This window comes from Streptomyces sp. NBC_00193, from assembly GCF_026342735.1.
Classification (GTDB): Bacteria; Actinomycetota; Actinomycetes; order Streptomycetales; family Streptomycetaceae; genus Streptomyces; species Streptomyces stoeckheimensis.
Window position 1 is genome coordinate 59,661 of record NZ_JAPEMM010000001.1, and the last position, 25,491, is coordinate 85,151.

Annotated in this window: 24 protein-coding genes; 11 read left to right on the forward strand and 13 right to left on the reverse strand. The window is 71.2% G+C overall.

The genetic code is table 11. From position 1 onward, the window contains the following. Position 1 precedes the first annotated feature (1 nt). Complete coding sequence (gene allB / locus OG898_RS00275) at positions 2-1,345, reverse strand: allantoinase AllB (protein WP_250740509.1); 1,344 nt, start codon at positions 1,343-1,345, stop codon at positions 2-4. Between the two features lie 328 nt (positions 1,346-1,673). Here allB and OG898_RS00280 point away from each other — a divergent pair, with 328 nt between their 5' ends. Further along, positions 1,674-2,477: an IclR family transcriptional regulator gene (locus tag OG898_RS00280; RefSeq protein ID WP_250740510.1), complete on the forward strand. Its 804-nt coding sequence runs from the start codon at positions 1,674-1,676 to the stop codon at positions 2,475-2,477. A gap of 69 nt (positions 2,478-2,546) precedes the next feature. Here OG898_RS00280 and OG898_RS00285 read toward each other — a convergent pair whose 3' ends face one another. Both OG898_RS00285 and OG898_RS00290 read right to left on the reverse strand, forming a co-directional pair. Next, positions 2,547-3,239, reverse strand: a complete 693-nt coding sequence (locus OG898_RS00285) for an ABC transporter ATP-binding protein (protein ID WP_250740512.1) — start codon at positions 3,237-3,239, stop codon at positions 2,547-2,549. Beyond that, positions 3,236-4,324 (reverse strand): ABC transporter permease, encoded by a 1,089-nt coding sequence (locus OG898_RS00290; protein WP_266954187.1) that lies wholly within the window; start codon positions 4,322-4,324, stop codon positions 3,236-3,238. Before OG898_RS00290 ends, OG898_RS00285 begins: the two co-directional genes overlap by 4 nt. A gap of 134 nt (positions 4,325-4,458) precedes the next feature. Here OG898_RS00290 and OG898_RS00295 point away from each other — a divergent pair, with 134 nt between their 5' ends. Together OG898_RS00295 and OG898_RS00300 are read left to right on the forward strand one after the other, a co-directional pair. After that, on the forward strand, positions 4,459-5,694 hold the full coding sequence (locus OG898_RS00295; protein ID WP_250740516.1) for a sensor histidine kinase: 1,236 nt from the start codon (positions 4,459-4,461) through the stop codon (positions 5,692-5,694). Next, complete coding sequence (locus OG898_RS00300; protein WP_250740518.1) at positions 5,691-6,326, forward strand: response regulator transcription factor; 636 nt, start codon at positions 5,691-5,693, stop codon at positions 6,324-6,326. Before OG898_RS00295 ends, OG898_RS00300 begins: the two co-directional genes overlap by 4 nt. A gap of 160 nt (positions 6,327-6,486) precedes the next feature. Here OG898_RS00300 and OG898_RS00305 read toward each other — a convergent pair whose 3' ends face one another. Further along, a complete protein-coding gene (locus tag OG898_RS00305) occupies positions 6,487-7,974 on the reverse strand; it encodes a PLP-dependent aminotransferase family protein (protein WP_250740520.1) in 1,488 nt (495 codons plus the stop codon). An 88-nt stretch (positions 7,975-8,062) separates the two neighbouring features. Here OG898_RS00305 and OG898_RS00310 point away from each other — a divergent pair, with 88 nt between their 5' ends. From OG898_RS00310 to OG898_RS00325, 4 genes are all read left to right on the forward strand, one after another. Continuing rightward, positions 8,063-8,284: a hypothetical protein gene (locus OG898_RS00310; RefSeq protein ID WP_250740521.1), complete on the forward strand. Its 222-nt coding sequence runs from the start codon at positions 8,063-8,065 to the stop codon at positions 8,282-8,284. 8 nt (positions 8,285-8,292) lie between these two features. Next, positions 8,293-8,862 carry an NTP transferase domain-containing protein gene (locus OG898_RS00315; RefSeq protein ID WP_250740640.1) on the forward strand — a complete coding sequence of 190 codons (570 nt, stop codon included), beginning with the start codon at positions 8,293-8,295 and terminating at the stop codon, positions 8,860-8,862. 261 nt (positions 8,863-9,123) lie between these two features. After that, entirely contained in the window at positions 9,124-10,740 is a 1,617-nt protein-coding gene (gene aceB / locus OG898_RS00320; protein WP_250740522.1) for a malate synthase A, read from the forward strand. Between the two features lie 303 nt (positions 10,741-11,043). Further along, positions 11,044-12,222, forward strand: a complete 1,179-nt coding sequence (locus tag OG898_RS00325; RefSeq protein WP_250740642.1) for a GDSL-type esterase/lipase family protein — start codon at positions 11,044-11,046, stop codon at positions 12,220-12,222. 82 nt (positions 12,223-12,304) lie between these two features. On the opposite strand, the gene OG898_RS00330 is transcribed toward OG898_RS00325, so the two are convergent. Then, positions 12,305-12,622: a hypothetical protein gene (locus OG898_RS00330; RefSeq protein WP_266954193.1), complete on the reverse strand. Its 318-nt coding sequence runs from the start codon at positions 12,620-12,622 to the stop codon at positions 12,305-12,307. Between the two features lie 144 nt (positions 12,623-12,766). Here OG898_RS00330 and OG898_RS36205 point away from each other — a divergent pair, with 144 nt between their 5' ends. Beyond that, complete coding sequence (locus OG898_RS36205) at positions 12,767-13,738, forward strand: MTH938/NDUFAF3 family protein (protein ID WP_308313405.1); 972 nt, start codon at positions 12,767-12,769, stop codon at positions 13,736-13,738. 88 nt (positions 13,739-13,826) lie between these two features. On the opposite strand, the gene OG898_RS00345 is transcribed toward OG898_RS36205, so the two are convergent. Next, complete coding sequence (locus OG898_RS00345; protein WP_266954195.1) at positions 13,827-15,887, reverse strand: hypothetical protein; 2,061 nt, start codon at positions 15,885-15,887, stop codon at positions 13,827-13,829. 127 nt (positions 15,888-16,014) lie between these two features. Here OG898_RS00345 and OG898_RS00350 point away from each other — a divergent pair, with 127 nt between their 5' ends. Next, on the forward strand, positions 16,015-17,097 hold the full coding sequence (locus OG898_RS00350) for an Lrp/AsnC family transcriptional regulator (protein WP_266954197.1): 1,083 nt from the start codon (positions 16,015-16,017) through the stop codon (positions 17,095-17,097). Between the two features lie 227 nt (positions 17,098-17,324). Here the strand turns inward: OG898_RS00350 and OG898_RS00355 are convergent, their stop codons facing one another. From OG898_RS00355 to OG898_RS00385, 7 genes are all read right to left on the reverse strand, one after another. Beyond that, positions 17,325-18,737 (reverse strand): nucleobase:cation symporter-2 family protein, encoded by a 1,413-nt coding sequence (locus OG898_RS00355; RefSeq protein WP_250740646.1) that lies wholly within the window; start codon positions 18,735-18,737, stop codon positions 17,325-17,327. 466 nt (positions 18,738-19,203) lie between these two features. Beyond that, positions 19,204-20,607 (reverse strand): 8-oxoguanine deaminase, encoded by a 1,404-nt coding sequence (locus OG898_RS00360; RefSeq protein WP_250740534.1) that lies wholly within the window; start codon positions 20,605-20,607, stop codon positions 19,204-19,206. A gap of 208 nt (positions 20,608-20,815) precedes the next feature. Further along, a complete protein-coding gene (gene pucL, locus OG898_RS00365) occupies positions 20,816-21,739 on the reverse strand; it encodes a factor-independent urate hydroxylase (RefSeq protein ID WP_250740536.1) in 924 nt (307 codons plus the stop codon). A gap of 1 nt (position 21,740) precedes the next feature. Next, a complete protein-coding gene (gene uraH, locus OG898_RS00370) occupies positions 21,741-22,133 on the reverse strand; it encodes a hydroxyisourate hydrolase (protein WP_250740538.1) in 393 nt (130 codons plus the stop codon). A gap of 8 nt (positions 22,134-22,141) precedes the next feature. After that, positions 22,142-22,657 (reverse strand): 2-oxo-4-hydroxy-4-carboxy-5-ureidoimidazoline decarboxylase, encoded by a 516-nt coding sequence (uraD, locus tag OG898_RS00375; protein ID WP_250740541.1) that lies wholly within the window; start codon positions 22,655-22,657, stop codon positions 22,142-22,144. A gap of 154 nt (positions 22,658-22,811) precedes the next feature. Then, complete coding sequence (locus tag OG898_RS00380) at positions 22,812-23,210, reverse strand: helix-turn-helix domain-containing protein (RefSeq protein ID WP_250740543.1); 399 nt, start codon at positions 23,208-23,210, stop codon at positions 22,812-22,814. Then, positions 23,207-23,458, reverse strand: a complete 252-nt coding sequence (locus OG898_RS00385) for a thiamine-binding protein (protein ID WP_250740545.1) — start codon at positions 23,456-23,458, stop codon at positions 23,207-23,209. The genes OG898_RS00380 and OG898_RS00385 overlap by 4 nt, the downstream gene beginning before the upstream one ends. 181 nt (positions 23,459-23,639) lie before the next feature. Between OG898_RS00385 and OG898_RS00390 the strand changes: the two genes are divergently transcribed. Beyond that, positions 23,640-24,473 carry a TIM barrel protein gene (locus tag OG898_RS00390; RefSeq protein WP_243339126.1) on the forward strand — a complete coding sequence of 278 codons (834 nt, stop codon included), beginning with the start codon at positions 23,640-23,642 and terminating at the stop codon, positions 24,471-24,473. A 74-nt stretch (positions 24,474-24,547) separates the two neighbouring features. Continuing rightward, a complete protein-coding gene (locus OG898_RS00395; protein ID WP_250740546.1) occupies positions 24,548-25,438 on the forward strand; it encodes a 2-hydroxy-3-oxopropionate reductase in 891 nt (296 codons plus the stop codon). The last annotated feature ends 53 nt before the right edge of the window (positions 25,439-25,491 follow it).

A 25,491-nucleotide genomic window follows, 5' to 3' on the forward strand; every position in this document is an offset into this window, starting at 1 on the left:
GTCAGTTCTGCCTTTCAAGGAGTCGGCCGGTGGGCTCGGACGGGGTGCCGTGGTCGGCGATCTGCGCTCCGCGGAGCCAGGTGGACTTCACGACGCCGTGCAGGGTCTTGCCCGCGTACGCCGTGACCTGGTTGCGGTGGTGCAGGTGGGCCGGGTCCACGGTGAAGGTCTCTTCGGGGGCCAGGACGGCGAAGTCGGCGTCGCGGCCGGCCTCGATGGCACCCTTGCTCGCCAGACCGGCGAGTGCGGCCGGGGCGGCGGACATCCAGCGGACGACGTCCTCGAGGGTGCGGCCGCGCTTCTTCGCCTCGGTCCAGATGGCCGGAAGGCCCAGCTGGAGGGAGGAGATGCCGCCCCACGCGGTGGCGAAGTCGCCGGTCTTGAGGTCCGCGGTGGAGGGGGAGTGGTCGGAGACGATGCAGTCGATCGTGCCGTCGGCGAGCGCGTCCCACAGGACGTCCTGGTTGGCGGACTCGCGGATGGGCGGGCAGCACTTGAACTCGGTGGCGCCGTCCGGGACTTCCTCGGCCGTGAGGGTGAGGAAGTGCGGGCAGGACTCGACGGTGATCTGCACGCCCTCGGCCTTGGCCGCGGCGATCAGCGGCAGCGCGGAGGCGGAGGACAGGTGCAGGACGTGGACGCGCGCGTTCAGTCGCTTCGCCTGGTCGATCAGGTTCTGGATCGCGGTGTTCTCGGCGTCCTGGGGGCGGGAGGCCAGGAAGTCGGCGTACTTGGGGCCCGCGTTCTGCGGCGCGGACTCCAGGTGGTGCGGGTCCTCGGCGTGCACGATCAGCAGGCCGCCGAAGCCGGTGATCTCGGCGAGCGAGGCGGCCAGCTGCTCCTGGTCGAGGAGGGGGAACTCGTCGACGCCGGAGGGCGACAGGAAGCACTTGAAGCCGAAGACGCCGGCGTCGTGCATCGGGCGCAGGTCCTTGACGTTGTCCGGGAGCGCACCGCCCCAGAAGCCGACGTCCACGTGCGCCTTGGTCCGGGCCACGTCCTGCTTGACCACCAGGTTGGCGGTGGTCGTGGTCGGCGGCAGCGAGTTCAGCGGCATGTCGAGGATGGTGGTGATGCCACCGGCCGCGGCGGCGCGGGTGGCCGTCCAGAAGCCTTCCCACTCGGTACGACCGGGGTCGTTCACGTGGACGTGGGTGTCGACCAGGCCGGGGAGGAGCACGTCGTCGCCGAAGTCCTCCAGCCGGGCCCCGGCCGGTACGTCGGCCTCGTACGGCAGCACGGCCGCGATCTTCCCGCCGGCGACGGCCACCGAAGCGGCACGCGTCCCCTCGGGGGTGATGACGCGCGTCGAGCGCAGTACCAGTTCCACAGCCAGGTCGGACACCGGAACCTCCCCATCTACTTCCACAGAGCGAAATTCAACGTTCTGTTGACGGAGTCTTCACGTCGATCCGGAACCAGTCAAGAGCGCCCGGACGGACCACTGACGACTGCGTATCGCAATTGGATGTTTCCACAGGATGGAATTAAGATTTCGCTATGCAGAATGTAGCTACCGCCACCAGGAACCGGACGGGTAACTTCCCGAGGACGTCCGCCACCAGGACAAACCGCCTCTGACCGGCGGGGACGGCATTGCCCCGGCTCTAGGGCCGACGCAGACCGACCGGTAGGCTGCTTGCTTGCCTGCCAGCACCGAAAGGACCGCGCCCGTGCCGACGTCCAGCGCCAGCACCACCGACGCCTCCACCAAGCCCACCGCCGCCAGCGGTGGCGTCCAGTCCCTTGAGCGCGCCTTCGATCTGCTCGAACGCATGGCCGATGCCGGGGGCGAAGTCGGCCTCAGCGAGCTCTCCGCCGCCAGCGGTCTGCCGCTGCCCACCATCCATCGCCTCATGCGCACCCTCGTGGCGTGCGGCTACGTCCGGCAGCAGCCCAACCGACGGTACTCCCTCGGACCCCGGTTGATCCGCCTCGGCGAGTCCGCGTCGCGGCTGCTGGGCACCTGGGCCCGCCCGTACCTGGCGCGTCTGGTGGAGGAGACCGGCGAGACCGCGAACATGGCCCTGCTCGACGGGGACGAGATCGTCTACGTCGCCCAGGTGCCGTCCAAGCACTCGATGCGCATGTTCACCGAGGTCGGCCGCCGGGTGCTGCCGCACTCCACCGGCGTGGGCAAGGCGCTGCTCGCCTACACCCCCGCGGACGAGGTACGGGCGCTCCTCTCGCGCACCGGGATGCCGGCCGCGACCGAGAAGACCATCACCACCCCCGAGGGCTTCCTGGACGCCCTGGAGGTGGTCCGACGGGTGGGCTACGCCGTCGACGACAACGAGCAGGAAATAGGAGTCCGCTGCCTGGCGGTCTCCGTGCCGAACTCGCCGACCGCCGCCGCGATCTCCATCTCCGGCCCGGCCGGCCGGGTGACCGAGGCCGTGGCCGAGTCCTTCGTGCCGATCCTCCAGGGCGTCGCGGCCGAGCTGTCGGTGGCCCTGCAGAGCCAGAACCCGGCGTAGGCGACCCGCGTACGCGAAAGGCCCCGGCCGCCCCCTCGAAGGGGGTGACCGGGGCCTTTCCCGTACGTCCTACGGGGCCGGGACGGGCTCCGCGCCCTGGGTCAGACGGCCGTCCGTCATCAACGCCGTGGCGTCCATCCGCTCCAGGTGCGCGTGGTCGTGGGTGACCAGCACGGTGGCGGTGGAGCGCTCGCGGGTGAGGGTGACCAGCAGGTCCAGTACCGCGGCGCCGCGCTCGTGGTCGAGGGCGCTGGTGGGCTCGTCGACCAGCAGCACGGCGGGCTCGTTCATCAGGGCGCGGGCGATGTTGATCCGCTGGCGCTGCCCTCCGGAGAGCTGGTGCGGCCGCTTGTCGGCCTTGTCGGCCAGTCCCACCGCGTCCAGCAGCTCCAGGGCCCGCCGGCGCAGGGTGCGCGCGGGCCGGCCGGAGAGGTGGGCCATCACCTGGAGCTGTTCGGCGGCGGTGAGCGAGGCCAGCAGGTTCGGCTGCTGGAAGACGATCCCGATCTTCTCCCGGCGCAGCGCCGACTTCTCGCCCGCGCCGAGCTGCGAGGTGTCCTGCCCCGCCACGACCACCCGGCCCGCGTCGGGCGTGACGAGGGTGGCGGCGACCGCCAGCAGGCTGGACTTCCCGGAACCGGAGGGGCCGACCACCGCCGTCAGGGTGCCCGCGGGCACCTCCAGGCCGACCGCGTCCAGCGCCGTGAGGCGGCCGTCGCCGTCCGGGTAGGTGAGCGTGACGTCGTGCACGAGCAGGGTCATCGGGCGCTCCCGAGAGCGGTCAGGGGGTCGACGGCGGTGATCCGCCGGATGGACAGGGCGGCGCCCAGCGCGCCGAGCGCGATCATGACGGCGGCCGGGACCAGCACGGTGGCCGCGTCGAGCACGAAGGGCACGTCACCGCCGCTGATCAGCGCTCCGAAGCCGACCGCGAGCGCGGTGCCCGCACCGGTGCCGAGCGCCAGCATCACCACGGCCTGCCCGAGGGCGTCCTTGAGCAGGTACGGGGTGGAGGCACCCAGTGCCTTCAGCACGGCGATGTCCCCGCTGCGCTGGATGGTCCACACGGTGAAGAAGGCTCCTATGACCAGGGCCGAGATGGCGAAGAGGAACCCGCGCATCAGCTGGAGCGAGCCGTTCTCGGAGGTGTAGGAGCCGATCGCGCTGAGCGCCTCGTCGACGGTCTGCGCCGTGGTGGCGGTGGCCCGGTCGCCGGCCGCCCAGTCGACGCCCTTGCCGTCCAGGGCCACGACGGTGGCGAGGGTGTCGATGGAGGTGCCGGGGTTCCCGACGCGCTGCCAGTCGTTGAGGTCCATCCAGACGACCGGGGTGTGGCTGTAGGCGGCGGTGCCGGAGACGGCGGCCACGGTCGTCTCGACCTGGCCGATCCGGAGCTTGGCTCCGGCGGTCAGCCCGCCGAGCTCCTTGGCGGCCTTCTCCGTGAGGACCACCCCGCCCTGGGCGAGCCCGCTCCCCCGGGGTGCGAGGGGGCCCGCCGGATCCACGCCGAAGACGGACACGGCCGCCGTGCGCTCACCCGAGACGACGTTGGTGGTGCGGATGCCCAGCGGCTGCGCCGAGGTCACCCCGGGCTGCTCCCGCCAGGCCAGCCAGGCCTTCTCGGGCACCTGGGAGTTGGTGAAGGAGACCTTCTGGTCCCCGGCGGGCGCGGCGAACGCGAGGCGGGTGGTGGCGGGCAGGCCGGTGATGGCCGAGATGTTTTCCCGGGCCAGGCCCGCGGTGAGCCCGGACAACAGGCCGACCAGCAGCGTGATCAGCAGTACGACCGAGCCCATCAGGGCGAAGCGGCCCTTCGCGAACCGTAGATCTCTCCATGCGACGAACATGTTCCCCACCTTGGTCTTCCGCGTGGACACAAGGCATCGCGCCACAGTAGAGATCCTCGTATCGAAGGGCGCACCAAGACATCAATCCTTTGGTTGACCGGGGCCACCGGACCCGGACTTACGCTGGTCAGGCCATGACTCCTCCCCTCCCGCCCGCCGCGGCCGCCCTCCCCGCGCCCCCCTCGCCCGCCGCCCCGGGCGTCCGCACCCTCACCCCCGTCTCCCGCGTCCTGCGGCTGTGCCTGCATGCGCTGCTCTTCGGCCTGCTCGCCCTCGCCGCCGGGCGGGCCGTCGCCGACTCCGCGCCGCGGGCCGGCTGGGTGGTCGCGGCCTGCGCGGTGCTGGCCGCCGTGTACCTCGCGGGCGTACGGACCCCCGCGGTGCACCGCTCGGCGCGCGCCGGGGCGGTGTGGCTGGCCGGACTGTGCGCGGCCTGGGCCGCGCTGCTGGTGGTCTCCCCCGACGGGCTGTGGATCGCCTTCCCGCTGTACTTCCTGGAGCTGCACCTGCTGCGGCTGCGCTGGGGCGTGGCCGCCGTCGCGGGGACGGCGGCCGCGGCGATCGGCGGCTTCCTCGCGCACAGCAGCGCGGTGACCCCGGGGGCCTTCCTCGGGCCGCTGCTGGGCGGCGCCGTGGCGGTGGCGACCGTACTGGGCTACCAGGCGCTGTACCGGGAGAGCGAGCGGCGCCGCGAGCTGATCGAGGAGCTCATCACGACCCGGGCCGAGCTCGCGGCGGCCGAGCGGAGCGCCGGGATCCTGGCGGAGCGGGAGCGGCTCGCCCGGGAGATCCACGACACCCTGGCGCAGGGCCTGTCGTCCATCCAGCTCCTCCTGCGGGCCGCCGAGCGCAGCCTGCCCGAGGGCTCGGCGGCCCTTCCGCACATCGGCCGGGCCCGGGAGGCCGCGCAGGAGAACCTCGCCGAGGCGCGTCGCTTCGTACGGGCCCTCACGCCTCCGGACCTGGAACACGGGTCGCTGCCGGCCGCGCTGGAACGCCTGTGCACCGGGGCTCCGGGCCCCCGGGTCCGCTTCTCCCTGAGCGGCACCCCGCGCCCTCTGCCCACCCCCTACGAGGTGGCGCTGCTGCGGATCGCGCAGTCGGCGCTGGCCAATGTGGTGCGGCACGCGGAGGCCGGGCGCGCCGAGATCACCCTGACCTTCATGGACTCCTCCGTGACCCTGGACATCGTCGACGACGGCAAGGGCTTCGACCCCACGTCCGCACCCTCCGGTGACGGCGGCTTCGGACTGCCCGCGATGCGCTCGCGCGCCGAGACCCTCAGCGGCCTGTTCACGGTCGAGTCCGCCCCCGGCCAGGGCACCGCCGTGGCCGTCACCCTTCCCCTGCCCGCGGAGGCCCTGTCATGACGATCCGCCTGCTCCTCGCCGACGACCACCCCGTGGTCCGGGCCGGGCTGCGCGCGGTGCTGGACACGGAGCCGGACTTCGAGGTGGTCGCGGAGGCGGCCACGGCGGAACGGGCGGTGGAGCTGGCCCGCTCCGCCGGGGTCGACGTGGTCCTGATGGACCTCCAGTTCGGCCCCGGCGGCGGCATGCACGGCTCGGCGGCCACGGCCCTGATCACGGCCGGGTCCCCGTCCCCCCGGGTGCTGGTCCTGACCACGTACGACACGGACGCGGACATCCTGGCGGCGGTGGAGGCGGGCGCCTCGGGCTACCTCCTCAAGGACGCCCCGCCGGAGGAACTGGCGGCGGCGGTCCGCACCGCGGCGGCCGGCCAGTCGGCGCTGGCCCCGGCGGTGGCTCTGCGCCTGATGGACCGCATGCGCACCCCCGCCGAAGCCCTGACCAAGCGCGAACTGGAGGTCCTCCAGCTGGTCGCGGACGGCCTGTCGAACCAGCAGATCTCCAAGCAGCTCTTCCTCAGCCAGGCCACGGTCAAATCCCACCTGGTCCACATCTACGCGAAACTCGGCGTCGACTCCCGCACCTCGGCCGTGGCAGCGGCCGCAACCCGCCGCCTGATCCGCACGCCGTGATGCCTCATCAGCCGTCCGGCGTTTGAGGACCGGGGTCCGGGGCGGAGCCCCGGAAGGGGTCCGGGCGCAGCCCGGGGAACGGGCGAAGGGCGGGTAGGGGACTCCGCCCCGCAGGGCCCACCCACCCTCACCGGGGGGGACCGGGCGGCCCGATCCCCGGCTACGCGACCCAGTACGGCCGGTCCACCGCCGAAGGCAGGGGGACGCCCCCGTGGAAGGCCTCCGCGAGTCTGCGTACGCCCTCGTCCAGCTGGTCCTCCGCCAGCGTGTACGGGATCCGCAGCCGGTGCTCGAAGGTCCCGGGGTCCACCCCGAACCGCGCGCCGCGCCCGATGTTGACCCCGGCCGCCGCCGCCCGGTCCGCCAGCGCGGAGCTGACCGGCTCCCCCAGGTCCACCCAGAGCGAGAGCCCGCCCGGCGGCACCTGCCAGGACCACTCCGGCGTGTGCCGCTCCAGCGAGGCGATCAGCGCCGCCCGCTGCCCGCGCAGCCGCTCCAGCCGGGCGGGCAGCGTCCGCTCCAGCCCCTCCAGCAGCGGGAGCGCCACCAGCTGGTCCAGGACCGAGCCGGTCATGTCGGCCGCCACCCGTACCGCCGTCAGCTCCGTGATCATCTTGGCGGTGGCCCGGATCCAGCCGACCCGCAGCCCGCCCCAGTGCGTCTTGCTCAGCGAGCCGATGGTCACCACGTGATCGGCTCCGCCCTTCGGCGCGAGCGAGGCCAGCGGGGCGGGCGCCGGCACGTCGAGCGCGATGTCGGCGATGGTCTCGTCGACCACCAGCCAGGTCCCGGTCCGCCGGGTCGCCGCCAGCAGCCGCAGCCTCTGCTCCTCCGGCATCAGCGCGCCCGTCGGGTTGTGGAAGTCGGGGATCACGTAGGCGAGCCTCGGCACCGTCTGGCGCAGCGCCGACTCGGCGATCTCCAGGTCCCAGCCCGCGTCGGAGACGGCGATCGACCCGGTGCGCAGCCGTGCGTGGCGCAGGGCGTCCAGGGCGTTGGCGTAGGTCGGGTTCTCGGTCATCACCCGGTCCCCGGGCCCGCACAGCATGCTCGTCACCAGGGCGAACGCCTGCTGCGCGCCCGCCGTGACGAGGATCTGCTCCGGGCGGGTCGCCAGTCCCCGCCGGGTGAACCGCTCCGCGATGGCGGTCCGCAGGTCGGGCAGCCCGAAGGGGTGGTAGCCGGGGTGGCGGGCGAAGGCCGGGAGCCTGGGCGCGGCCCAGGCCACGGCCTCGGTGAGGCTGTCCTCGGGGGCGCCCATGGCGGCGATGGCGAGGTCGATGCCGGGGTCGCCGTCGGCGTGGTAGCCGCCGGCGCCGACGATGGCGTGCGCGCCGACCGGGCGGTGGCCTTCGGGGAGCTCGGTCCAGGTTCCGGAACCGCGGCGGCTGCGGACGTAGCCGCTCTCGCGCAGCAGGTCGTAGGCGCCGGTGACGGTGGCCCGGCTGGCGCCGACCGCCTCGGCGAGCTCGCGTTCGGCGGGCAGGCGCACGTGCAGGGCGATCCGGCCGTCGAGGATCAGGGTGCGGACGGCGTCGGCCAGGGCCCGGTAGCCGGGGCGGGCCAGTACCTCCGCCGGGAGCAGGGCCGCGAGCTGGCGACTGCCGATCGTTCTGTCCGCCGTCTGGACCACTCGCCCGTTTGCCATGCCAACCTCCCCTGATTGGCTCTGCCAGCCAGGCCAATCCGGGTCCAGACTCGCTGCATTGGCCGCCGATTGGCAAGGAGATGCCGCCATGTTGACTGGGTTGACCGACCGTGACGAACGAAACCTGCTCGCCGCCACCGAGAACCGGATCGCCGAGCCGCTGCGCGTGGGGGCCGCGCTGGACGCCGTGCGACGCCTCCTGCGGCGGGAGCGAGAATCGGTGACATGTCACACCACAGCAGCACCTCAGACCAGCAACGGCAGGACCGGCGACCCGCGGCGGCAGCCGACGGCTCCGCTCCCCCGGTGATCGCCGGCCTGCTCCTCGCCGCCGGCGGCGGCCGGCGCCTGGGCGGCCGCCCGAAGGCCCTGCTGACCTACCGGGGCCGCCCGCTGGTGGAGAACGCCGTACGGGTCCTGCGCGAGGCGGGCTGCGGCCCGCTGCACGTGGTGCTCGGCGCCTCCGCGGCCGAGGTGCGCGAGCGCGCCGACCTGAGCGGCTGCGTGGTGACGGACAACCCGGACTGGGCCGAGGGCATGGGCTCCTCCCTGCGGATCGGCCTCGCCTCGCTGGCCGGTACGGGCGCAAGCGCGGCCCTGGTCTCCCTGGTGGACCAGCCGGGCATCGGCCCGGAGGCGGTGGCCCGGGTCCGGGCCGCCTACCGGTCCCCCGCGAGCCTGGTCGCGGCGGCCTACGACGGGGAGCGCGGGCATCCGGTGCTGTTCGGGGCGGACCGCTGGCCGGACATCGTGGCGACGGCCACGGGCGACAAGGGCGCACGGGTGCACCTCTCGGCGCACGCGGACGAGCTCACGCTGGTCGAATGCGGTGACATCGCGGAGGCCTTCGACATCGATACCCCTCCCGACCTGGCACGACTCGCCTGAGCGGGCTGTGACCAAGATGGCACTGAGGGCCACTGACAGCCGTCCGGGAACCGGAATCTGTCGACTCAGAGAATCTCGACATCAACAAACCATTGAACTTCCACCATGAGGAAATTACTATCCACTGGTCAGAAGCGCCCTGAACCCCAGACGGCGCCCGCGACCGTATCCCGGAACTCTCCACACCCGACGGCACTGCGTGCCGTCTCGCGCGAGCATTCCCCGCGGCCGCCAGGCACCGCCGCTGAAGGAGTGACAGATATGTCCGCACCAGCGCCGTCGCTGGCCATCGTCGACGCCGAGCCCCTGCCCCGGCAGGACGAGGTCCTCACCGACGCGGCTCTCGCCTTCGTCGCTGAGCTCCACCGGCGGTTCGCCCCCCGCCGCGCCGAGCTCCTCGCCCGCCGCTCCGTGCGCCGCGCCGAGATCGCCCGCACTTCCACGCTCGACTTCCTCCCGGACACCGCACAGGTCCGCGAGGGCGACTGGAAGGTGGCGCCGGCCCCGGCCGCGCTGAACGACCGCCGTGTGGAGATCACCGGTCCGACGGACCGCAAGATGACCATCAACGCCCTGAACTCGGGCGCCAAGGTCTGGCTCGCCGACTTCGAGGACGCCTCGGCTCCCACCTGGGAGAACGTGGTCATCGGCCAGCTCAACCTGATCGACGCCTACGAGCGCCGCATCGACTTCACCGACGCCCGCACGGGCAAGGCGTACGCCCTCAAGCCCGCCGAGGAGCTCGCCACCGTCGTGATGCGCCCCCGCGGCTGGCACCTGGAGGAGCGCCACCTGCAGTTCGAGGGCGGCCCGGCCTCCGGCTCCCTGGTCGACTTCGGCCTGTACTTCTTCCACAACGCCAAGCGCCTCATCGCGCTCGGCAAGGGCCCGTACTTCTACCTGCCGAAGACCGAGTCCCACCTGGAGGCGCGCCTCTGGAACGAGATCTTCGTCTTCGCCCAGGACTACGTCGGCATCCCGCAGGGCACCGTCCGCGCGACCGTCCTGATCGAGACGATCACGGCCGCGTACGAGATGGACGAGATCCTCTTCGAGCTGCGCGACCACGCGGCGGGCCTGAACGCCGGCCGCTGGGACTACCTCTTCTCCATCGTCAAGAACTTCCGTGACGGCGGCGAGAAGTTCGTCCTGCCGGACCGCAACGCGGTGACGATGACCGCCCCCTTCATGCGGGCGTACACCGAGCTCCTCGTCAAGACCTGCCACAAGCGCGGCGCGCACGCCATCGGCGGCATGGCGGCCTTCATCCCGTCCCGCAAGGACGCGGAGATCAACAAGGTCGCCTTCGAGAAGGTCAAGGCCGACAAGGACCGCGAGGCCGGCGACGGCTTCGACGGCTCCTGGGTCGCCCACCCCGACCTGGTCCCGATCGCGATGGCCTCCTTCGACGCCGTCCTGGGCGAGAAGCCCAACCAGAAGGACCGCCTCCGCGAGGACGTGTCCGTCGCCCCCGGCGAGCTCATCGCGATCGACTCCCTCGACGCGAAGCCCACGTACGACGGCCTGCGCAACGCCGTCCAGGTCGGCATCCGCTACATCGAGGCGTGGCTGCGCGGCCTCGGCGCCGTCGGCATCTTCGGCCTGATGGAGGACGCCGCCACCGCCGAGATCTCGCGCTCGCAGATCTGGCAGTGGATCAACGCCGGCGTGGTCTTCGAGAACGGCAAGCTCGCCACCGCCGACCTCGCCCGCGAGGTCGCGGCCGCCGAACTCGCCGCGATCCGCGCCGAGGTCGGCGAGGAGGCCTTCACCTCCGGCAAGTGGCAGCAGGCCCACGACCTCCTCCTCCAGGTCTCGCTCGACGCCGACTACGCGGACTTCCTCACCCTCCCCGCGTACGACCAGCTCATCGGCTGACACCCCGCCTTCGGCTGAATCGCACAGCAGCCGAAACCACGACAGCGCCCCCGAAGCCCTCCGGCTCCGGGGGCGCTGTCGTGCGTCCGACGGGTGGGTCGACGGGTACGTCCGACAGCCCGGCGCCGAACGACCGATCGGTTGTTACTTGTTCGTAACTTACCTGTACCTAGCGGTAACAACGCGCGGGGTGGCACCTTTCCGATTGCCACCGGCCGGAGGTAACCCCCACTTACCCCGCCATGCGCCGGAGTTGTTCCCGGCATCCGCATGGCCGACCGCAGGAGTTCCGCAGTGATCGGAATGCGCAGCGACAGCATGGACCGGGCCCGTCGGGTGCGACGACTGGCCGGGATCGGGATGGCAGTGCCGCTCGTCGCCGGGGCCCTGGTCGCCGGAGGGGCCGGGACGGCCGTGGCCGGACCGGGGAACGGACCCACGGCAGTGGTGTCCCTCGGCGACAGCTACATCTCCGGGGAGGCCGGACGCTGGAAGGGCAACAGCCTGACCAACAGCGGGAACCGGACCGGCAGCGACCGGGCCTGGGTGAGCGGCAGCAGCTACGACCCGGGCAAGGTCTACGGGGCCACCGCCGGCGGATGCCACCGGTCGGACTCCGCCGAGGTGAAGAGCGCCGGGCCGCTCGCCGATGTCGCGATCAACCTGGCCTGCTCCGGGGCGGTCTCCCAGAACGTGTTCCGCGCCTCGAACGGGGGCGTCGCCTTCAAGGGCGAGGCCCCGCAGGCCGATCAGCTCGCCGCCGTGGCCGCGAGCAACAACGTCAAGGTCATCGCGCTGTCCATCGGCGGCAACGACCTCGGCTTCGCCGACATCATCAAGGAGTGCGCGTACGACTTCGTGCTCTGGAACTCCTACTGCTACGACGACCAGCAGGAGGGTGTGAACGCGAAGATCGACGGGGTCATGGCCGACGTCGGCAAGTCCGTGGACGAGGTGCGGGCCGTCATGCGCGGCGCCGGGTACGCCGACTCCTCGTACCGGATCGTGCTGCAGTCCTACCCGTCGCCGATCCCGCGCGGCGCGGAGAACCGGTACACCCAGAGCGACTGGAGCCGGCTCAACACCGGCGGGTGTCCCTTCTGGAACAGGGACTCCGACTGGGCGCGGGACTCCCTCGTGCCGCAGATCGCCGGGCGGCTCAAGGCGGTCGCCGCGGCCAAGGGCGCGCAGTTCCTGGACCTGAAGGACATGATGCAGGGGCGCGAGGTCTGCGCGAAGGCGAGCAAGCAGGTGACCACCGCGGCTCCGGCCTCGGCGAAGACGAGCGAGTGGGCGCGCTGGATCGACAGCAGCGAGACGCAGGGACTGGTCCAGGAGTCCATGCACCCGAACTACTTCGGGCAGCTCGCGGCCGGGCGCTGCCTGGCCCTGGTCGTGGCGCAGCCGGCGGGCAGCGGCTTCGGCTGCAAGAACACCGCAGGGGCAGACCAGAGCGGGATGTACCTCACCCCGGCGCCGTAGCCGTAGCCGTGTAGCCGTAGCCGTAGCCGTGCACCACGCCGTCCCCGTTCTTCGCGCCGGGGACGGCGTGTTCTGCGGGCGGTCAGCCGGTGTGGAAGGGGTGCCCCTTGTCGAGGAGTTCGGAGTCGGCCCAGCAGACGACCGGGTAGCCGAGGCCCTTGAGGGCGAGCCGGGCCTCCTTGACGTAGCGCGAGGGGCGGGCGGGCAGGGGCTGCCCGGCGGCGGCCGCGGTGAGGGCCACCACGTAGTGGAGGTCCGTGCCGACCAGGGCGTACCACACGTAGGCGAGGCCGTGCGCGCTGTCGGCGGGGACGAGGCCGGCGGCGGCCGCCTCGACCGCTTCGCGGGTGAGGGTGAAGGGGGCTCCGCCCAAGGTGAATGTGGCGCTGTGATCGGGCACTTCGCTCCTTCGTGGCGGGGGGGCAAGACGGGGAGGCGGTTGCCTGCTTGCCGCGGGCGGCGCGACGGCATCGCTTCGCGCGGGAGCCGCGTACCAGCCTATATTCGGGTGATCGTGTGCGGTGCCGGCTGGGATGCTCTCGCCATGACCTCAGTCCGTACCGCCCGCTCCGCCCGTCCGGCGCGGCCCAGTCTCTACATCTCCGTCGACGTCGAAGCCGACGGGCCCATCCCCGGGCCGTATTCGATGATCAGCTTCGGGGCCGCCGTGGCCGGGCGGCAGGACGCCGCTTCGTATACGGCCGCCGATCCGGAACAGCACACCTTCTACCGGGAGTTGCGCCCCATCAGCGAGGCGTACGTACCGGAGGCGCTCGCGGTCAGCGGGCTGGACCGGGACCGGCTGGTCCGCGAGGGCGCCGAACCGGCCGTCGCCATGGCGGAGTTCCGCGCCTGGGTGCGCGAGGTCTCGGTGGGGGCCCAGCCGGTGATGTGCGCCTACCCGGCCTCCTTCGACTGGACCTTCCTGTACTGGTACTTGATGAGCTTCGGCGGCGACAGCCCCTTCGGCCACTCGGGCTGCCTGGACATGAAGACCCTCTACGCGGCCAAGGCCGGGGTCCCGCTCCGCGCCGCCGTCAAGGGCCGCATGCCGCGCGAGCTGCTCTCCCGGCGGCCGCACACCCACCACGCACTCGACGACGCCATCGAGCAGGCGGAGTTGATGAGCAACCTGATGGCATGGTCGCCGCCCGTCCGCTCCCCCCTGGTCACGCACCTCTCCTGGGGCCGCATGGAGGTGGAGGGGCTCCCGGCCGGGAAGGACTTCGTGCTGTACCCGGGCGGCGGCCGCGCCTGGGACCGGGGCGAGCACGGCACCCGGCACGAGCCGGGCATCCAGCCCGGCGACGTGGCCGAACTCCTCGACCGGGGGTGCACGGTGGCCGTCCTCAGCCGCGGGATGGAGCTGCGGCTCGGCGCCATGCCGGAGACGCTGCGGCTGCTCCGGGACGCAGGGGTGGCGGTTCACGTCGAGGAGACGACCGCCGCGGTCGCGCTCTACAACCGGCTGGCCGCGACCGAACGCGTCGGCGGGCTCTTCCACTCGACCTGCTGAGAGGGGGGCGGGGCACCCTGCTCGGCCCGCAGGCCCGGCCCGTTCGGCCCGGGCCGCCCTGTCAGGCCGGTCAGGCCGGTCAGGCCGGTCAGGCCGCCAGCTCCGGGACCAGTTCGCGCAGGGGTGTCCGGGTGCCCGAGGTGTAGGCCGCGCGGAAGGCCTCGGGGGTGAGGCGGGCCCGGACCGTGTGCTGGACCCGGGGGGCCGAGGCCGCGTTCGGGCGGGTGCGGGAGACCGCCCCGAGGAGCCGGGCCGCCTCGGCGTAGCGGCCCTGGTCCGCCTCCAGTTCGGCGAGGAGTTCCACCGAGAAGGCCTGTCCGAGGGTGTCGTCCAGCGCGAACTGGGTCCGCAGCGCGCTCAGCAGTTCTCTGCGGGCCCGTGCCGGGTGGCCCTCGTGGCGCTGGACCAGGGCGTGGGCGTAGCTCACCCAGGACCGGGCCCACAGGTCGACCGAGCCGTCCGGCGCGCTGCCCGGCGGGCCGTCCTCGACCGGGACCGAGGCCGGGTCCGTACGGGCCACCGCCAGGGTGTGCGCGGCGAGCAGGGCTTCCCGGCCGGGGCCGAACTCCGGATCCGCCGGGAGGAGTTCCAGGCCCTCCCGGTACTCCGCCGCGGCGTCCTCGTACCGGTCCTCCCACAGCGCGATGGTTCCGCGCAGGTGCGCGAGGTACGCCAGGCAGGCGTCCTCCCCCTCGTGGACGGCCTCCGTCCACGCCTCCACCAGCAGGGGGTCGGCGCCGTCCGCCTCCCCGAAAGCGGCGACCAGCCACGCCGCGAGCCACAGGGCCCGGGCGGGCCGGGGCGCCGGGTGCACGGCCAGGGCGCGTTCCACGTGCCTGCGCCCCTCCGACGCCATCCCGCACGCGGACCACAGGAACCACAGGGACACCGCGATCTCCAGGGCTGCGCCCGGCCCTCCCGCGGCGAGCGGGTTCATCGCCGCGCGCAGCTCGGGGAGTTCCCGCAGGGCGAGGGCGCGCGCCTCGCGCTGCGCACCGGCGCGCCACAGCTGCGCGGCCCGCTCCGCCACCACCCGGCAGCGTTCGCGGTGGCGCCGGGCCGTCGTCGCGCCGTCCCCGGCGGGTCCGTGCGCGAGCCGCCGGGCCGCGTACGCCCGTACGGACAGCGGCAGCCGGTAGCGGCCGGGGCCGGCGTCCGCGAGCAGGCCCGGGGCCAGCCGGAGCAGCGCCTCGACGGCCGTGTCCGGGGTGAGCGCCCCGAAACCGCACACCTCGGCGACGGCCGCCCTGTCGAAGGAGCCCGCGAAGACGGAGAGCCGCTCCCAGAGCAGGCGTTCGGCGGGCGAGGCCAGCCGGAGCGAGCGTTCGGCGTCGACGCGGGTGCTGCGGCCCGCGCCCCCGGCGAGGAAGCCCAGCGGGTCGGAGCCGAGCCTGCGGAGCGCCTGCGCGGGCGCGTACTGGTGCGAGCGCCCCGCCGCGAGCTCCAGCGCCCCGGGGATCCCGTCGAGCGCCCGGCACAGCGCGGCCACGGCGGCCGCGTTGCGGTCGGTCAGCTCGAAGAAGGGGTCCGCGCCGCGCGCCCGCTCCGCGAAGAGCCGCACGGCCGCGTAGCCGGCGACGTCCGCCACCGGGAACCGCCGGGTGGGGTCGGGCGCACCGTGCCCCGACAGGACCGACGGGGACGACAGGACCGACGGGGACGACGGGAACGACGACAGCGGCTGCACGGAGGGCGCGGTCGGTACCGACAGCGGCGGTACGGCGAGCACCGCTTCCCCGGCGATCCGCAGCCGCCGCTGCGACGTGGCCAGAATCCGTAGCCCCGGAAGCCGCAGCAGGTCACCTACGAGCCCCGCACCGGCCTCCCCCAGCTGTTCGCAGCCGTCGAGCACGAGCAGCGCCTCACGCCCCGCCAGGCGGTCGGCGAGCTCCCCCCGGAGACCGCCCCAGCACCGCTCGGGCAGGCCCGCGAGCTCCACCCAGACGGCGTCCAGGCCGTCCCGGGCGCCCAGGGTGCGGACGGTGCGCACCGCGAGCCGGGTCTTGCCGATGCCGGCCGGTCCGGTGAGCGTGACCAGGCGTTCCGTGGCGAGCAGGGACGCGAGGGCGCTGAGCTCCCGCTCCCGCCCGATGAAGCTCGACAGTTCGGCGGGCACCGCCTGCCGCACGCCCGAGCCGGCCTCCCCCACACATCCTCCTGCTCTGTCCGACACGTGCGCACCGTCATGTGGTCAACAGTTGAACGCACAAAGAGAGATGATCGGCTCATAATCCCGTTGTCCCGTCACCGACCGGGAGAACCACCAAGGGGAGGGTATGAACTCGGCCATTTCCGCCATCGACGACACGGATCGGGCACTCGTCCACGCACTCCAGCTCGCACCCCGCGCGAGCTGGGAACTGCTGGGGCCGGTCCTCGGCGCGCGCCCGGACACCCTCGCCCGCCGCTGGGAGCGGCTCACCGGGGCCGGCGAGGCGTGGCTGAGCGGACTCGGGCTGCGCACCGGCGTCACGAAGCCCTGCATGGCGTGGGTGGAGGTCACGTGCACCGCGGGCACCTCGCCTTCGGTGGGGGACGTGCTGGTGGCGGACCCGCACGCCCTGGGGATCGAGCACACCACCGGGAGCCGGGACCTGCTCGTCTTCGTGGCGGTACCCGACCTGCCGACCCTGTACGCCTACCTGTCCTGCCGGGTGCAGCGGATCCCCGGCGTGGTCGGCACCCGCACCTCGATGGTGACGGCGGTGCACTACGCCCCCGACCGCTGGCGCCTGGACCAGCTGACCCCGGCCCAGATCGGGCTGCTGACCCGGCGGACCCGGCGGCCCGCGGCTTCCGCCGCCCCGGACCGGTCCGCGGTGGCGCCGCTCCAGGAGGAGGACCGGCCGCTGGTCCTGGCCCTGGCCTCGGACGCGCGGCGCAGCGTGGCCTCGCTGGCCCGGGAGTTCCGGATGAGCGAATCGACCGTACGGCGCAGGCTGGCGCGGCTGGAGGGCGGGCAGAGCCTGCGCTACAGCTGCGCGCTGGCCTCGGCGCTGTCGGGCTGGCCGGTGTCGGCGACGCTGTGGGCGGAGGCCTCCGAGTACGAGCTGGCCGACTGCGCGGCGGTCGCCGCGGGGCTGCGCGAGACCCGTGTCTGCATGTCCGTCAGCGGCCCCTGGAACTTCATGATCAGCGCCAGGCTGCGCACGGTGGAGGACCTCTCCCGCTACACGGCGGAGCTCACCCGGCGGCTGCCGGGCCTGCGCATCACGGACTCGGCGGTGGCCCTGCAGGTCCGCAAGACGGAGGCCCAGGAACTGGACCGCCGCGGCCACCGCGTGCGGACCGTCACCCCGGACATCTGGTCGGACCCGATCCCGGACAACTCCGATCCCTTGGGCCCGGGTTGCCCCTAAGGCCGGGTTGCCCGTAGGCCCGGGTTGCCCGTAGGCCCAGGTTGCCCGTAGGCCCGGGCTGCCCGTAGCCCCGGCCGCGCCGAAAACGCGTACGGCGGTGCGGACGCCAACCCCGCAGTGGGTGACGTACGCACCGCCGTATCCCGTGCACGGACCCGGGCCGGCCCGGCCGACGCGCACGGACCGGAGACAGCCCGGTCAGCGCGCACCGGCCGGGAACAGCCCGGTCAGTGCACCAGTACCGGATCCGGGGAGGCCGAGGCCGATCCCTTCTTGGCACCGAGGTGATTGAAGGCCAGGTTCAGCAGGATGGCCACGACGCAGCCGGTGCTGATGCCGGAGTCGAGGACGACCAACAGGTCCTCGGGGAAGGCGTGGTAGAAGCCGGGGGCCGCGATCGGGATCAGGCCTATGCCGAGCGAGGCGGCGACGATCAGGGCGTTCTCGCCCGTCTCCATGGCCGCGCCGGCCAGGGTCTGGATGCCGCTGGCGGCCACCGAGCCGAAGAGGACGATGCCCGCGCCGCCGAGGACCGGCAGCGGTACGACTCCGATGAAGGAGGCGGCGATGGGACACAGGCCCAGCAGGATCAGGATGCCGCCGCCGGCCGCGACGACGAACCGGCTGCGGACCTTGGTCATGGCGACCAGGCCGATGTTCTGCGCGAAGGCGCTGCACATGAACCCGTTGAACAGCGGGCTGAGCGCACTGCCCAGGGTGTCGGCGCGCAGGCCGCCCTCGATGGTCTTCGCGTCGGCCGGGCGGCCGACGATCTTGCCCAGCGCGAGGATGTCGGCGGTGGACTCGGTCATGCACACGAGCATCACGATGCACATGGAGATGATCGCGGCGACCTGGAACTGCGGCGCCCCGAAGTGGAACGGCGTCGGGAAGCCGATGAAGTCGGCGTTCTTGACGGCGTCGAAGTTCGTCATGCCCAGCGGCAGCGCGATGAGCGTGCCGGCGACCAGGCCGAGGAGGATGGAGATCTGCTGGAGGAAGCCGCGCAGGAACTTGCGCATCAGCAGGACGATGGCGAGGGTGACCGCGGCCATGGCGATGTTCTTCATCGAGCCGTAGCCGGCGGCGTGGCTGTTGCCGCCCTGCGACCAGTTGAAGGCCACGGGGAGCAGCGAGACGCCGATCAGGGTGATGACCGTACCGGTGACGACCGGCGGGAAGAACCGGACCAGTTTGCCGAAGTACGGGGCGGCGAAGAAGCCGAGGATTCCGGCGACGATGATCGCGCCGAAGATGATCGGGATGGCGTTGTCGCCCTCACCCTTTCCGATGGCGATCATCGGGGTCACACCGGCGAAGGAAACGCCGTTGACGAAGGGGAGCTTGGCGCCGATCTTCCAGAAACCGAGGGTCTGGAGGAGGGTGGCGAGTCCTGCGGTGAAGAGCGAGGCGCCCATCAGAAAGGCGGTCTCGGTGGCGGAGAGGCCGACGGCCGGTCCGACGATCATGGGCGGGGCAACCACACCCGCGTACATGGCGGCTACGTGTTGGAGGCCGCTGGTGAACATCTTCAGCGGGGGCAACGTCTCGTCGACCGGGTGCTTCCCCCCTGAGTCGTCCGAGGCCTGCGGTACTGCGACTGCGTCTGCGTCTTTGCGAAACCTGGGCGCCTGGGCCACGGCTTCCTCCGAACTGTTTAACACGCCGGCAGGGACGTGATGTGTCTGGGAGGTGATGCGAAAGCTGTACGAGTCGAGCCTGTATTGAGTTGTGGGGGTGCTGCGGGTACCGGTGGTGCAGGCACTGGTGGTGCGAATGCTTGTCCCAAGGGGTGCAGAAACGATTCGCCCGAGTCGTTTCCACGCCGGGCGGCCCGGGAGCCGCCGGTAAGGAAGTCAAAAATGAGCTGGAGGTGCCGTAGCAGTGGCGCATTACGCGGGCTGCGGGCGCGTGGTGCGGGCTGCAAGGCTCATGACACAAGCTGCGGGGCCGGTGGCACGAGCTGCGAAGCAACTGGCACGAGTCACCGCTCCCGGGGCGCCCCAGGAAAAACCTCGGGCGCTACCCGGGAACAGCTGCCGCGGACCCCGCTCGGGTCCGCGGCCGCCGGCCGGGGGCCGTCCCCCCCGGCCGGACTCCGTGGGATCAGGCCTGCGCGGAGATCCGCGCGAGGCGCTGGGCCTCTTCCCGAGTGGACACCGCGATGGCGTCCTCGTCGGCGAAGAGCAGACGGTTGTTCTCGACGATCTGCTTGCCGTTGACGAACGACGCGGTGACCGGGGCCGCCGCACCGAAGACCAGCGCCGTGACCGGGTCGGCGATCGAGGAGTGCAGAAGGGTGTTCAGGTTCCAGAGCACCAGGTCGGCGCACTTGCCGACCTCGAGCGAACCGATGTTCGAGGCGCGGCCGAGGACCTGGGCGCCACCGAAGGTGCCGAGGCGCAGGGCCTGGCGGGCGTTGAGCGCACGCTCGCGGTGAACCGGGTTCAGGCGGTTGATCAGCAGCGCGTTGCGCAGCTCGGTGTGCAGCTCACCGGACTCGTTCGAGGCGGTGCCGTCCACGCCGAGGCCGACCGGGACACCGGCGGCGAGCATGTCCGGGACGCGGGCGATGCCGGCGGCCAGACGGGCGTTGGAGGACGGGCAGTGCGCGACACCGGTCTTGGTGCGGGCGAACGCGGCGATGTCGGAGTCGTTCATGTGGACGCTGTGCGCCATCCACACGTCCTCGCCGAGCCAGCCGGTCGACTCGAAGTAGTCGGTCGGGCCCATGCCGAACAGTTCCTTGCAGAACTGCTCTTCCTCGACGGTCTCCGAGCCGTGCGTGTGCATGCGCACACCCAGGCGGCGGGCCATCTCGGCACCCTGCTTCAGCAGCTCGGTGGAGACCGAGAAGGGGGAGCACGGGGCGACGGCGACCTGGGTCATCGCGTCGAAGGAGGCGTCGTGGTACTTCTTCACGGTCGCCTCGGTGTCCGCGAGGGCACCTTCGAGGGTCTCGACCGCGTGGTCCGGCGGCAGGCCGCCGTCCTTCTCGCTGCGGTCCATCGAACCGCGGGCGAGGGTGAAGCGGACGCCCATCTCGGACGCGGCGCGGATGATCGAGCCGGAGAGGTCGCCGGAGCCCTTGGGGAACACGTAGTGGTGGTCCATGGCGGTGGTGACGCCACCCTTGGCCATCGCGGCGAGGGAGCCCTGCGCGGCCGTGTACGTCATCTGCTCGTCGATGCGCGCCCACGTCGGGTACAGCGCGACCAGCCAGTTGAAGAGGTTGTGGTCGGTGGCCAGACCACGCGTGATCCACTGGTAGAAGTGGTGGTGCGTGTTGACCAGACCGGGAGTCACGAGGTGCCCGGTGCCGTCGATGCGGCGGACGACGTTCTCGAGGTTCTCGGGGGCCTTGCCCGCACCGACGAACTCGATCTTGTTGCCGGCGACGACCACGTGGCCCGAGGCGTACTCGGTGTCGTTGGCGTCAACGGTCGCAATCGCACAGTTTTCGATGACGATGCGCTCTACGGCGCTGTCATTGGCTGCCGATGCTGCCATGGGACTTCCTCGTGCTTTCAGTGGCGGTGCGGGCACGGCAAAACCCAGGGGATTTGAGTGCCGGAGCCGGGGGCCTTGACAGCTGACAGTACTGCCGCCCCGTGTGGTGCGTCCGGGTGCCGATTCAGGAAGTTGAAAGTGTTGAGAGCACTGACGGGTGTCGCGCCGTCCCGGGGCCACTGCGGAGCCCCGGGACGCGCGTGCCACATCAGAGGTTGGTCATGTCCACGGGGATACGGGCGTCTACGCCGTCGCGGAGGACCGTCGCCTCGATCAGACCGTACGGACGGTCTGCGGCGAAGTAGACCTCGTTGTCGTTCTTGAGACCGAAGGGCTCGAGGTCGACGAGGAAGTGGTGCTTGTTCGGGAGCGAGAAGCGGACCTCGTCGATCTCCGAACGGTGGTTGATGATGCGCGAACCCATCTGGTACAGGGTCTGCTGCAGCGACAGGGAGTAGGTCTCCGCGAAGGCCTGGAGCATGTGCTTCCGGGTCTCGGCGTAGGACTTCTCCCAGTTGGGCATCCGCTGCTCGTCATCCGACCAGGCGAAGCGCCAGCGAGCCGAAACCTGGGTCGCCAGGATGCGGTCGTAGGCCTCCTTCAGGGTCGTGTACTTGTCCTTCACGTAACCCCAGAACTCGGAGTTCGTGGAGTTCATGACGGTCAGGTCCTTGAGGCCGGAGATGACCTCCCAGTTCTTGCCGTCGTACGTGATCTGGGTGACCCGGGTCTCCATGCCCTCGCGGACGAAGGAGTGGTTCACCTCGTCGGAGCCGATGAACTTGGAGTTCGCGTCCGAGGTCGCGATCCGGGACCAGGAGTACTCCTCGATCCGGATGCGGGCCTTCTGGATCGGCTCCTGGCTGTTGACGAACCAACGTGCCAGGTGGATGCCGAACTGCTCGGCGGACTCGATGCCGTACTCCTTGGCGAACGCGTACACCGTGTTCTTGGTGGTGTCCGTCGGCAGGACGTTGGCGTTCGAGCCGGAGTAGTGGACGTCGTCCATGTCACCCGAGAGGGCGACCGAGACGTTCAGGTCCTTGATGTGGTGGGTGTCGCCGTCCCGCGTGATCTTGACTACGCGGTTCTCTGCTTTGCCGTACTGGTTCTGGCCCAGAATGGTGGCCATGCTAGCTCCCTCGGTAAACGGAGTAGCCGAACGGGTTGAGCAGCAGCGGTACGTGATAGTGCTCGCCCGGGTTCACCGCGAAAGTGATGGTGACCTCGGGGAAGAACGCACCGCTGTCCCTTACGCGGGGGGCGTCCTGCTGTGCCTCGGCGGCTTGCTTCTTGGAGAAGTACGTCTCGGTCTCGAAGTCGAGGCGCACGTGGGTGGTGCCCTCCGGCAGCGCCGGCAGGTCCTTGCAGCGCCCGTCGGCATCGGTGGCGGATCCGCCCAGGGCCGCCCACTCGCCGTCGAGACCCGTACGGGCCGACAGGGAGATCGCGACGCCTTCGGCGGGCTTTCCGATGCTGGTGTCCAGGATGTGCGTGGACACCGACGCGGTGGTCTCAGTGCTCATGCTCGGTCTTACTCTCCTTCTACGGATTCCACGAGACGGGTCAGCCGAATCCGGTTGATCTTGACGAGCTCGCCACGAGCGATTTCCCGCTCCTGTTCCGGCGAGTTCTCGATCCGGACCTTGACCGCGTCCCGCATGAACTCACCGGTCGCACCGGTGGCGCAGATGAGGAAGACGTGGCCGAACTTGTCCTGGTAGGCCAGGTTCAGTTCGAGGAGCTCGGACTTGAGCTCCTCCGAGGCACCGGCCATGCCGCGCTGCTCGCGGGCGGAGGTCGGGTCTCCCGGCTTCGGCCGGCCGATCGGCGCGTGTCCACCCATCGCCTCGCCCAGGTCCTCCGCGGTGAGCTCGGCCATGGCGGCCTCGTTCGCGGAGAACAGGGTGTCGACGCTGGTGAAGGGGCGCTGGGCGAGCAGCTTGCTGCCCCATGCCGAGCTGGCACACACCTCGTGCAGTTCGGCCGTGGCCGCACTGTCGTCCAAGGCGTTGAACCGGGTGAGACCCGGGGTCGGACTCGAAGTCACGGTAGGCCTCCGTGGCCTGTTGTTGCTTTGACGGGCTGCGCATAGCTAACGCCCTCGACAACACGGCGTCAACACTTTGTTGAAACTTCCCGTACACAAAAGCCGCCGCCCGGGTGAATTGGGCGGCGGCTCGTCACGGTGGGTCATTCAGGATTCACTCTTGGTTGGTCCCGGTGGACCCTTTGGGAGTGTTTGAGTCCCGGTTCAAGTAGTTGTAGACCGTGAAGCGACTCACGCCCAGGGCCCCCGCGACCGTCTCCACACCGTGCCGGACCGAGAAGGCGCCGCGCGCCTCCAGTATCCGCACGACGTCCTGCTTGGACTTCCGGTCGAGCTGGGACAACGGTACGCCGTGCCGGCGCTCCAGCGCCGCCAGGATGTGGTCCAGCGAGTCGGAGAGCTGCGGAAGCCGTACGGCCAGCAGGTCCTGGCCCTCCCAGGCGAGCACGACGTCGTCGGGCTGGGCCAGGGACGGATCCATCAGCTCGCCGCCCATCGCGTCCACCAGCGGCTTGACCGCGGCGACGAACGGGTGGTCCCGGGGCTCGGTCATGGCGTGTCCTCCCCGATCACATTGACCTGGAGCGAGACGCGCGTGGCTCCGGCCTCCAGGGAGTTCCGCAGCAGCGCGGTGACCGCGGTCAGCACCGCTTCGGACTCCCCCTCGGCGGTGTTGCCGAACGGGCCGACGTCCACCGCGTCCAGCTGGGCCGTCTGGATGACCTCGCGAGCGGCTACGGCATGGGCAGGGGCCTCTTCTAGATCGAAGGGCTCGGTCGTGAACTCCACTCTCAATCGCACGCCGCTCAAGCTACCGGGACTAGAAGGAGTGGCGCGATAGCGCCCCCTTGAGGGGTGGCGGTCGGGCGACGGGCGGGCCGGACTTTTCGGGAGGCGGCACTTGACAACCGGGCCGCCCTGCTTGCAGTCTTCCATCAGGCAGAAACTAACTTCCGCAATACGGAAGGAGCGCACACCCCTCATGGGATACACGGACCAGCGCTTCGATGTAAATCTTTCGATCCTCTTCACGGAACTCCCGCTCCTGGAGCGTCCCGCGGCAGCCGCCGCAGCGGGCTTCACGGCGGTCGAGCTGTGGTGGCCCTGGATCGAGACCCCCACCCCCGCTCAGGAGGAGCTCGACGCCCTCAAGACCGCTCTTGAGGACGCCGGCACCCAGCTGGTGGGCCTGAACTTCTACGCCGGCCAGCTGCCGGGCCCCGACCGCGGTGCGGTATCGGTTCCCGGTGAGGAGTCGGAGCGCTTCAACGCCAACATCAACGTGGCTGCGGACTTCGCCGCCTCGGTCGGCTGCAAGGCGCTGAACGCCCTCTACGGCAACCGCGTCGAAGGCGTGGACCCGGCCGTTCAGGACGAGCTCGCTCTGAAGAACCTGGTCGTGGCGGCTCAGGCCGCGGACCGCGTCGGCGCGATCCTCCTGATCGAGACCCTGAACAAGCCCGAGTCGCCGCTCTACCCCCTGGTGAGCGCCCCGGCCGGCATCGAGGTAGTGGACAAGGTGAACGAGGCCACCGGCCTCGGGAACGCCAAGTTCCTGCTCGACCTGTACCACCTGGCGATGAACGATGAGGACCTCTCCGAGGTCATCGAAAAGTACGCCGCCAAGACCGGACACGTCCAGATTGCGGACAAGCCGGGACGAGGTGCTCCCGGCACCGGCGAGCTGCCCCTCGAAGAGCTGCTCGACCAGCTCCAGAAGGCCGGCTACCAGGGCTTTGTCGGTCTCGAGTACAAGGCCGCCGACGCCGCCGCCTCCTTCGCGTGGCTGCCCGCCGAGGCCCGCGCCGCGAAGTAAGCGGAAAAGTCCGGGCGAACAGCCAGGCACCTGACGAACTTTTCGTACGAAGCATTAAGAGAAGGACCCTCATCATGAGCAACCTCCCCAAGATCGCATGGGTCGGCCTTGGCATCATGGGCTCCCCCATGGCCGAGAACCTCCTGAAGGCCGGCTACTCGGTCACCGGCTTCACGCTGGAGCAGGACAAGCTGGACCGCCTCGCCGCGGCCGGTGGCTCCGCCGCCGGTTCGATCGCCGAAGCCGTCAAGGACGCCGACGTCATCATCACGATGGTGCCCGCCTCCCCGCAGGTCGAGGCCATCTCCTACGGTGAGAACGGCATCCTCGAGAACGCCAAGTCCGGCGCGCTGATCATCGACATGTCGTCGATCACCCCGCAGACCTCGATCGACCTGGCGAAGAACGCCGCCGCCAAGGGCATCCGCGTCATCGACGCCCCGGTGTCCGGTGGCGAGGCCGGTGCCATCGAGGCCGTCCTGTCGATCATGGTGGGTGGCGAGCAGGCCGACTTCGACGAGGCCCTGCCGGTCCTCGAGGCCCTCGGCAAGGTCATCGTCCTGTGCGGCCCGCACGGCTCCGGCCAGACGGTGAAGGCTGCCAACCAGCTCATCGTCGCGGTGAACATCCAGGCGTGCGCCGAGGCCGTCGTCTTCCTCGAGAAGTCGGGCGTGAACCTCGAAGCCGCTCTGGACGTGCTCAACGGCGGTCTGGCCGGCTCCACGGTCCTGACCCGCAAGAAGGCCAACTTCCTGAACCGCGACTTCAAGCCCGGTTTCCGGATCGACCTGCACCACAAGGACATGGGCATCGTCACCGACGCCGCCCGCAACGTCGGTGCGGCCCTCCCGGTCGGCGCGGTCGTCGCCCAGCTGGTCGCCTCGCTGCGCGCCCAGGGTGACGGTGGCCTGGACCACTCCGCGCTGCTCCGCGCGGTCGAGCGCCTCTCCGGCGCCCAGATCTGAGCTCCGCTCCGACAGGCGGCCCGATCGTCCTGATCACCGGGCCGCCACCCGCC

Bases quoted from the DNA above. Each gene is read 5' to 3' on its own strand.
- OG898_RS00285 (WP_250740512.1), bottom strand. From the start codon at position 3,239: ATGACCCTGCTCGTGCACGACGTCACGCTCACCTACCCGGACGGCGAC.
- OG898_RS00290 (WP_266954187.1), bottom strand. From the start codon at position 4,324: ATGTTCGTCGCATGGAGAGATCTACGGTTCGCGAAGGGCCGCTTCGCC.
- OG898_RS00295 (WP_250740516.1), top strand. From the start codon at position 4,459: ATGACTCCTCCCCTCCCGCCCGCCGCGGCCGCCCTCCCCGCGCCCCCC.
- OG898_RS00300 (WP_250740518.1), top strand. From the start codon at position 5,691: ATGACGATCCGCCTGCTCCTCGCCGACGACCACCCCGTGGTCCGGGCC.
- OG898_RS00305 (WP_250740520.1), bottom strand. From the start codon at position 7,974: ATGGCAAACGGGCGAGTGGTCCAGACGGCGGACAGAACGATCGGCAGT.
- OG898_RS00310 (WP_250740521.1), top strand. From the start codon at position 8,063: ATGTTGACTGGGTTGACCGACCGTGACGAACGAAACCTGCTCGCCGCC.
- aceB (WP_250740522.1), top strand. From the start codon at position 9,124: ATGTCCGCACCAGCGCCGTCGCTGGCCATCGTCGACGCCGAGCCCCTG.
- OG898_RS00325 (WP_250740642.1), top strand. From the start codon at position 11,044: ATGCGCAGCGACAGCATGGACCGGGCCCGTCGGGTGCGACGACTGGCC.
- OG898_RS36205 (WP_308313405.1), top strand. From the start codon at position 12,767: ATGACCTCAGTCCGTACCGCCCGCTCCGCCCGTCCGGCGCGGCCCAGT.
- OG898_RS00350 (WP_266954197.1), top strand. From the start codon at position 16,015: ATGAACTCGGCCATTTCCGCCATCGACGACACGGATCGGGCACTCGTC.
- OG898_RS00360 (WP_250740534.1), bottom strand. From the start codon at position 20,607: ATGGCAGCATCGGCAGCCAATGACAGCGCCGTAGAGCGCATCGTCATC.
- pucL (WP_250740536.1), bottom strand. From the start codon at position 21,739: ATGGCCACCATTCTGGGCCAGAACCAGTACGGCAAAGCAGAGAACCGC.
- uraH (WP_250740538.1), bottom strand. From the start codon at position 22,133: ATGAGCACTGAGACCACCGCGTCGGTGTCCACGCACATCCTGGACACC.
- OG898_RS00380 (WP_250740543.1), bottom strand. From the start codon at position 23,210: ATGACCGAGCCCCGGGACCACCCGTTCGTCGCCGCGGTCAAGCCGCTG.
- OG898_RS00390 (WP_243339126.1), top strand. From the start codon at position 23,640: ATGGGATACACGGACCAGCGCTTCGATGTAAATCTTTCGATCCTCTTC.
- OG898_RS00395 (WP_250740546.1), top strand. From the start codon at position 24,548: ATGAGCAACCTCCCCAAGATCGCATGGGTCGGCCTTGGCATCATGGGC.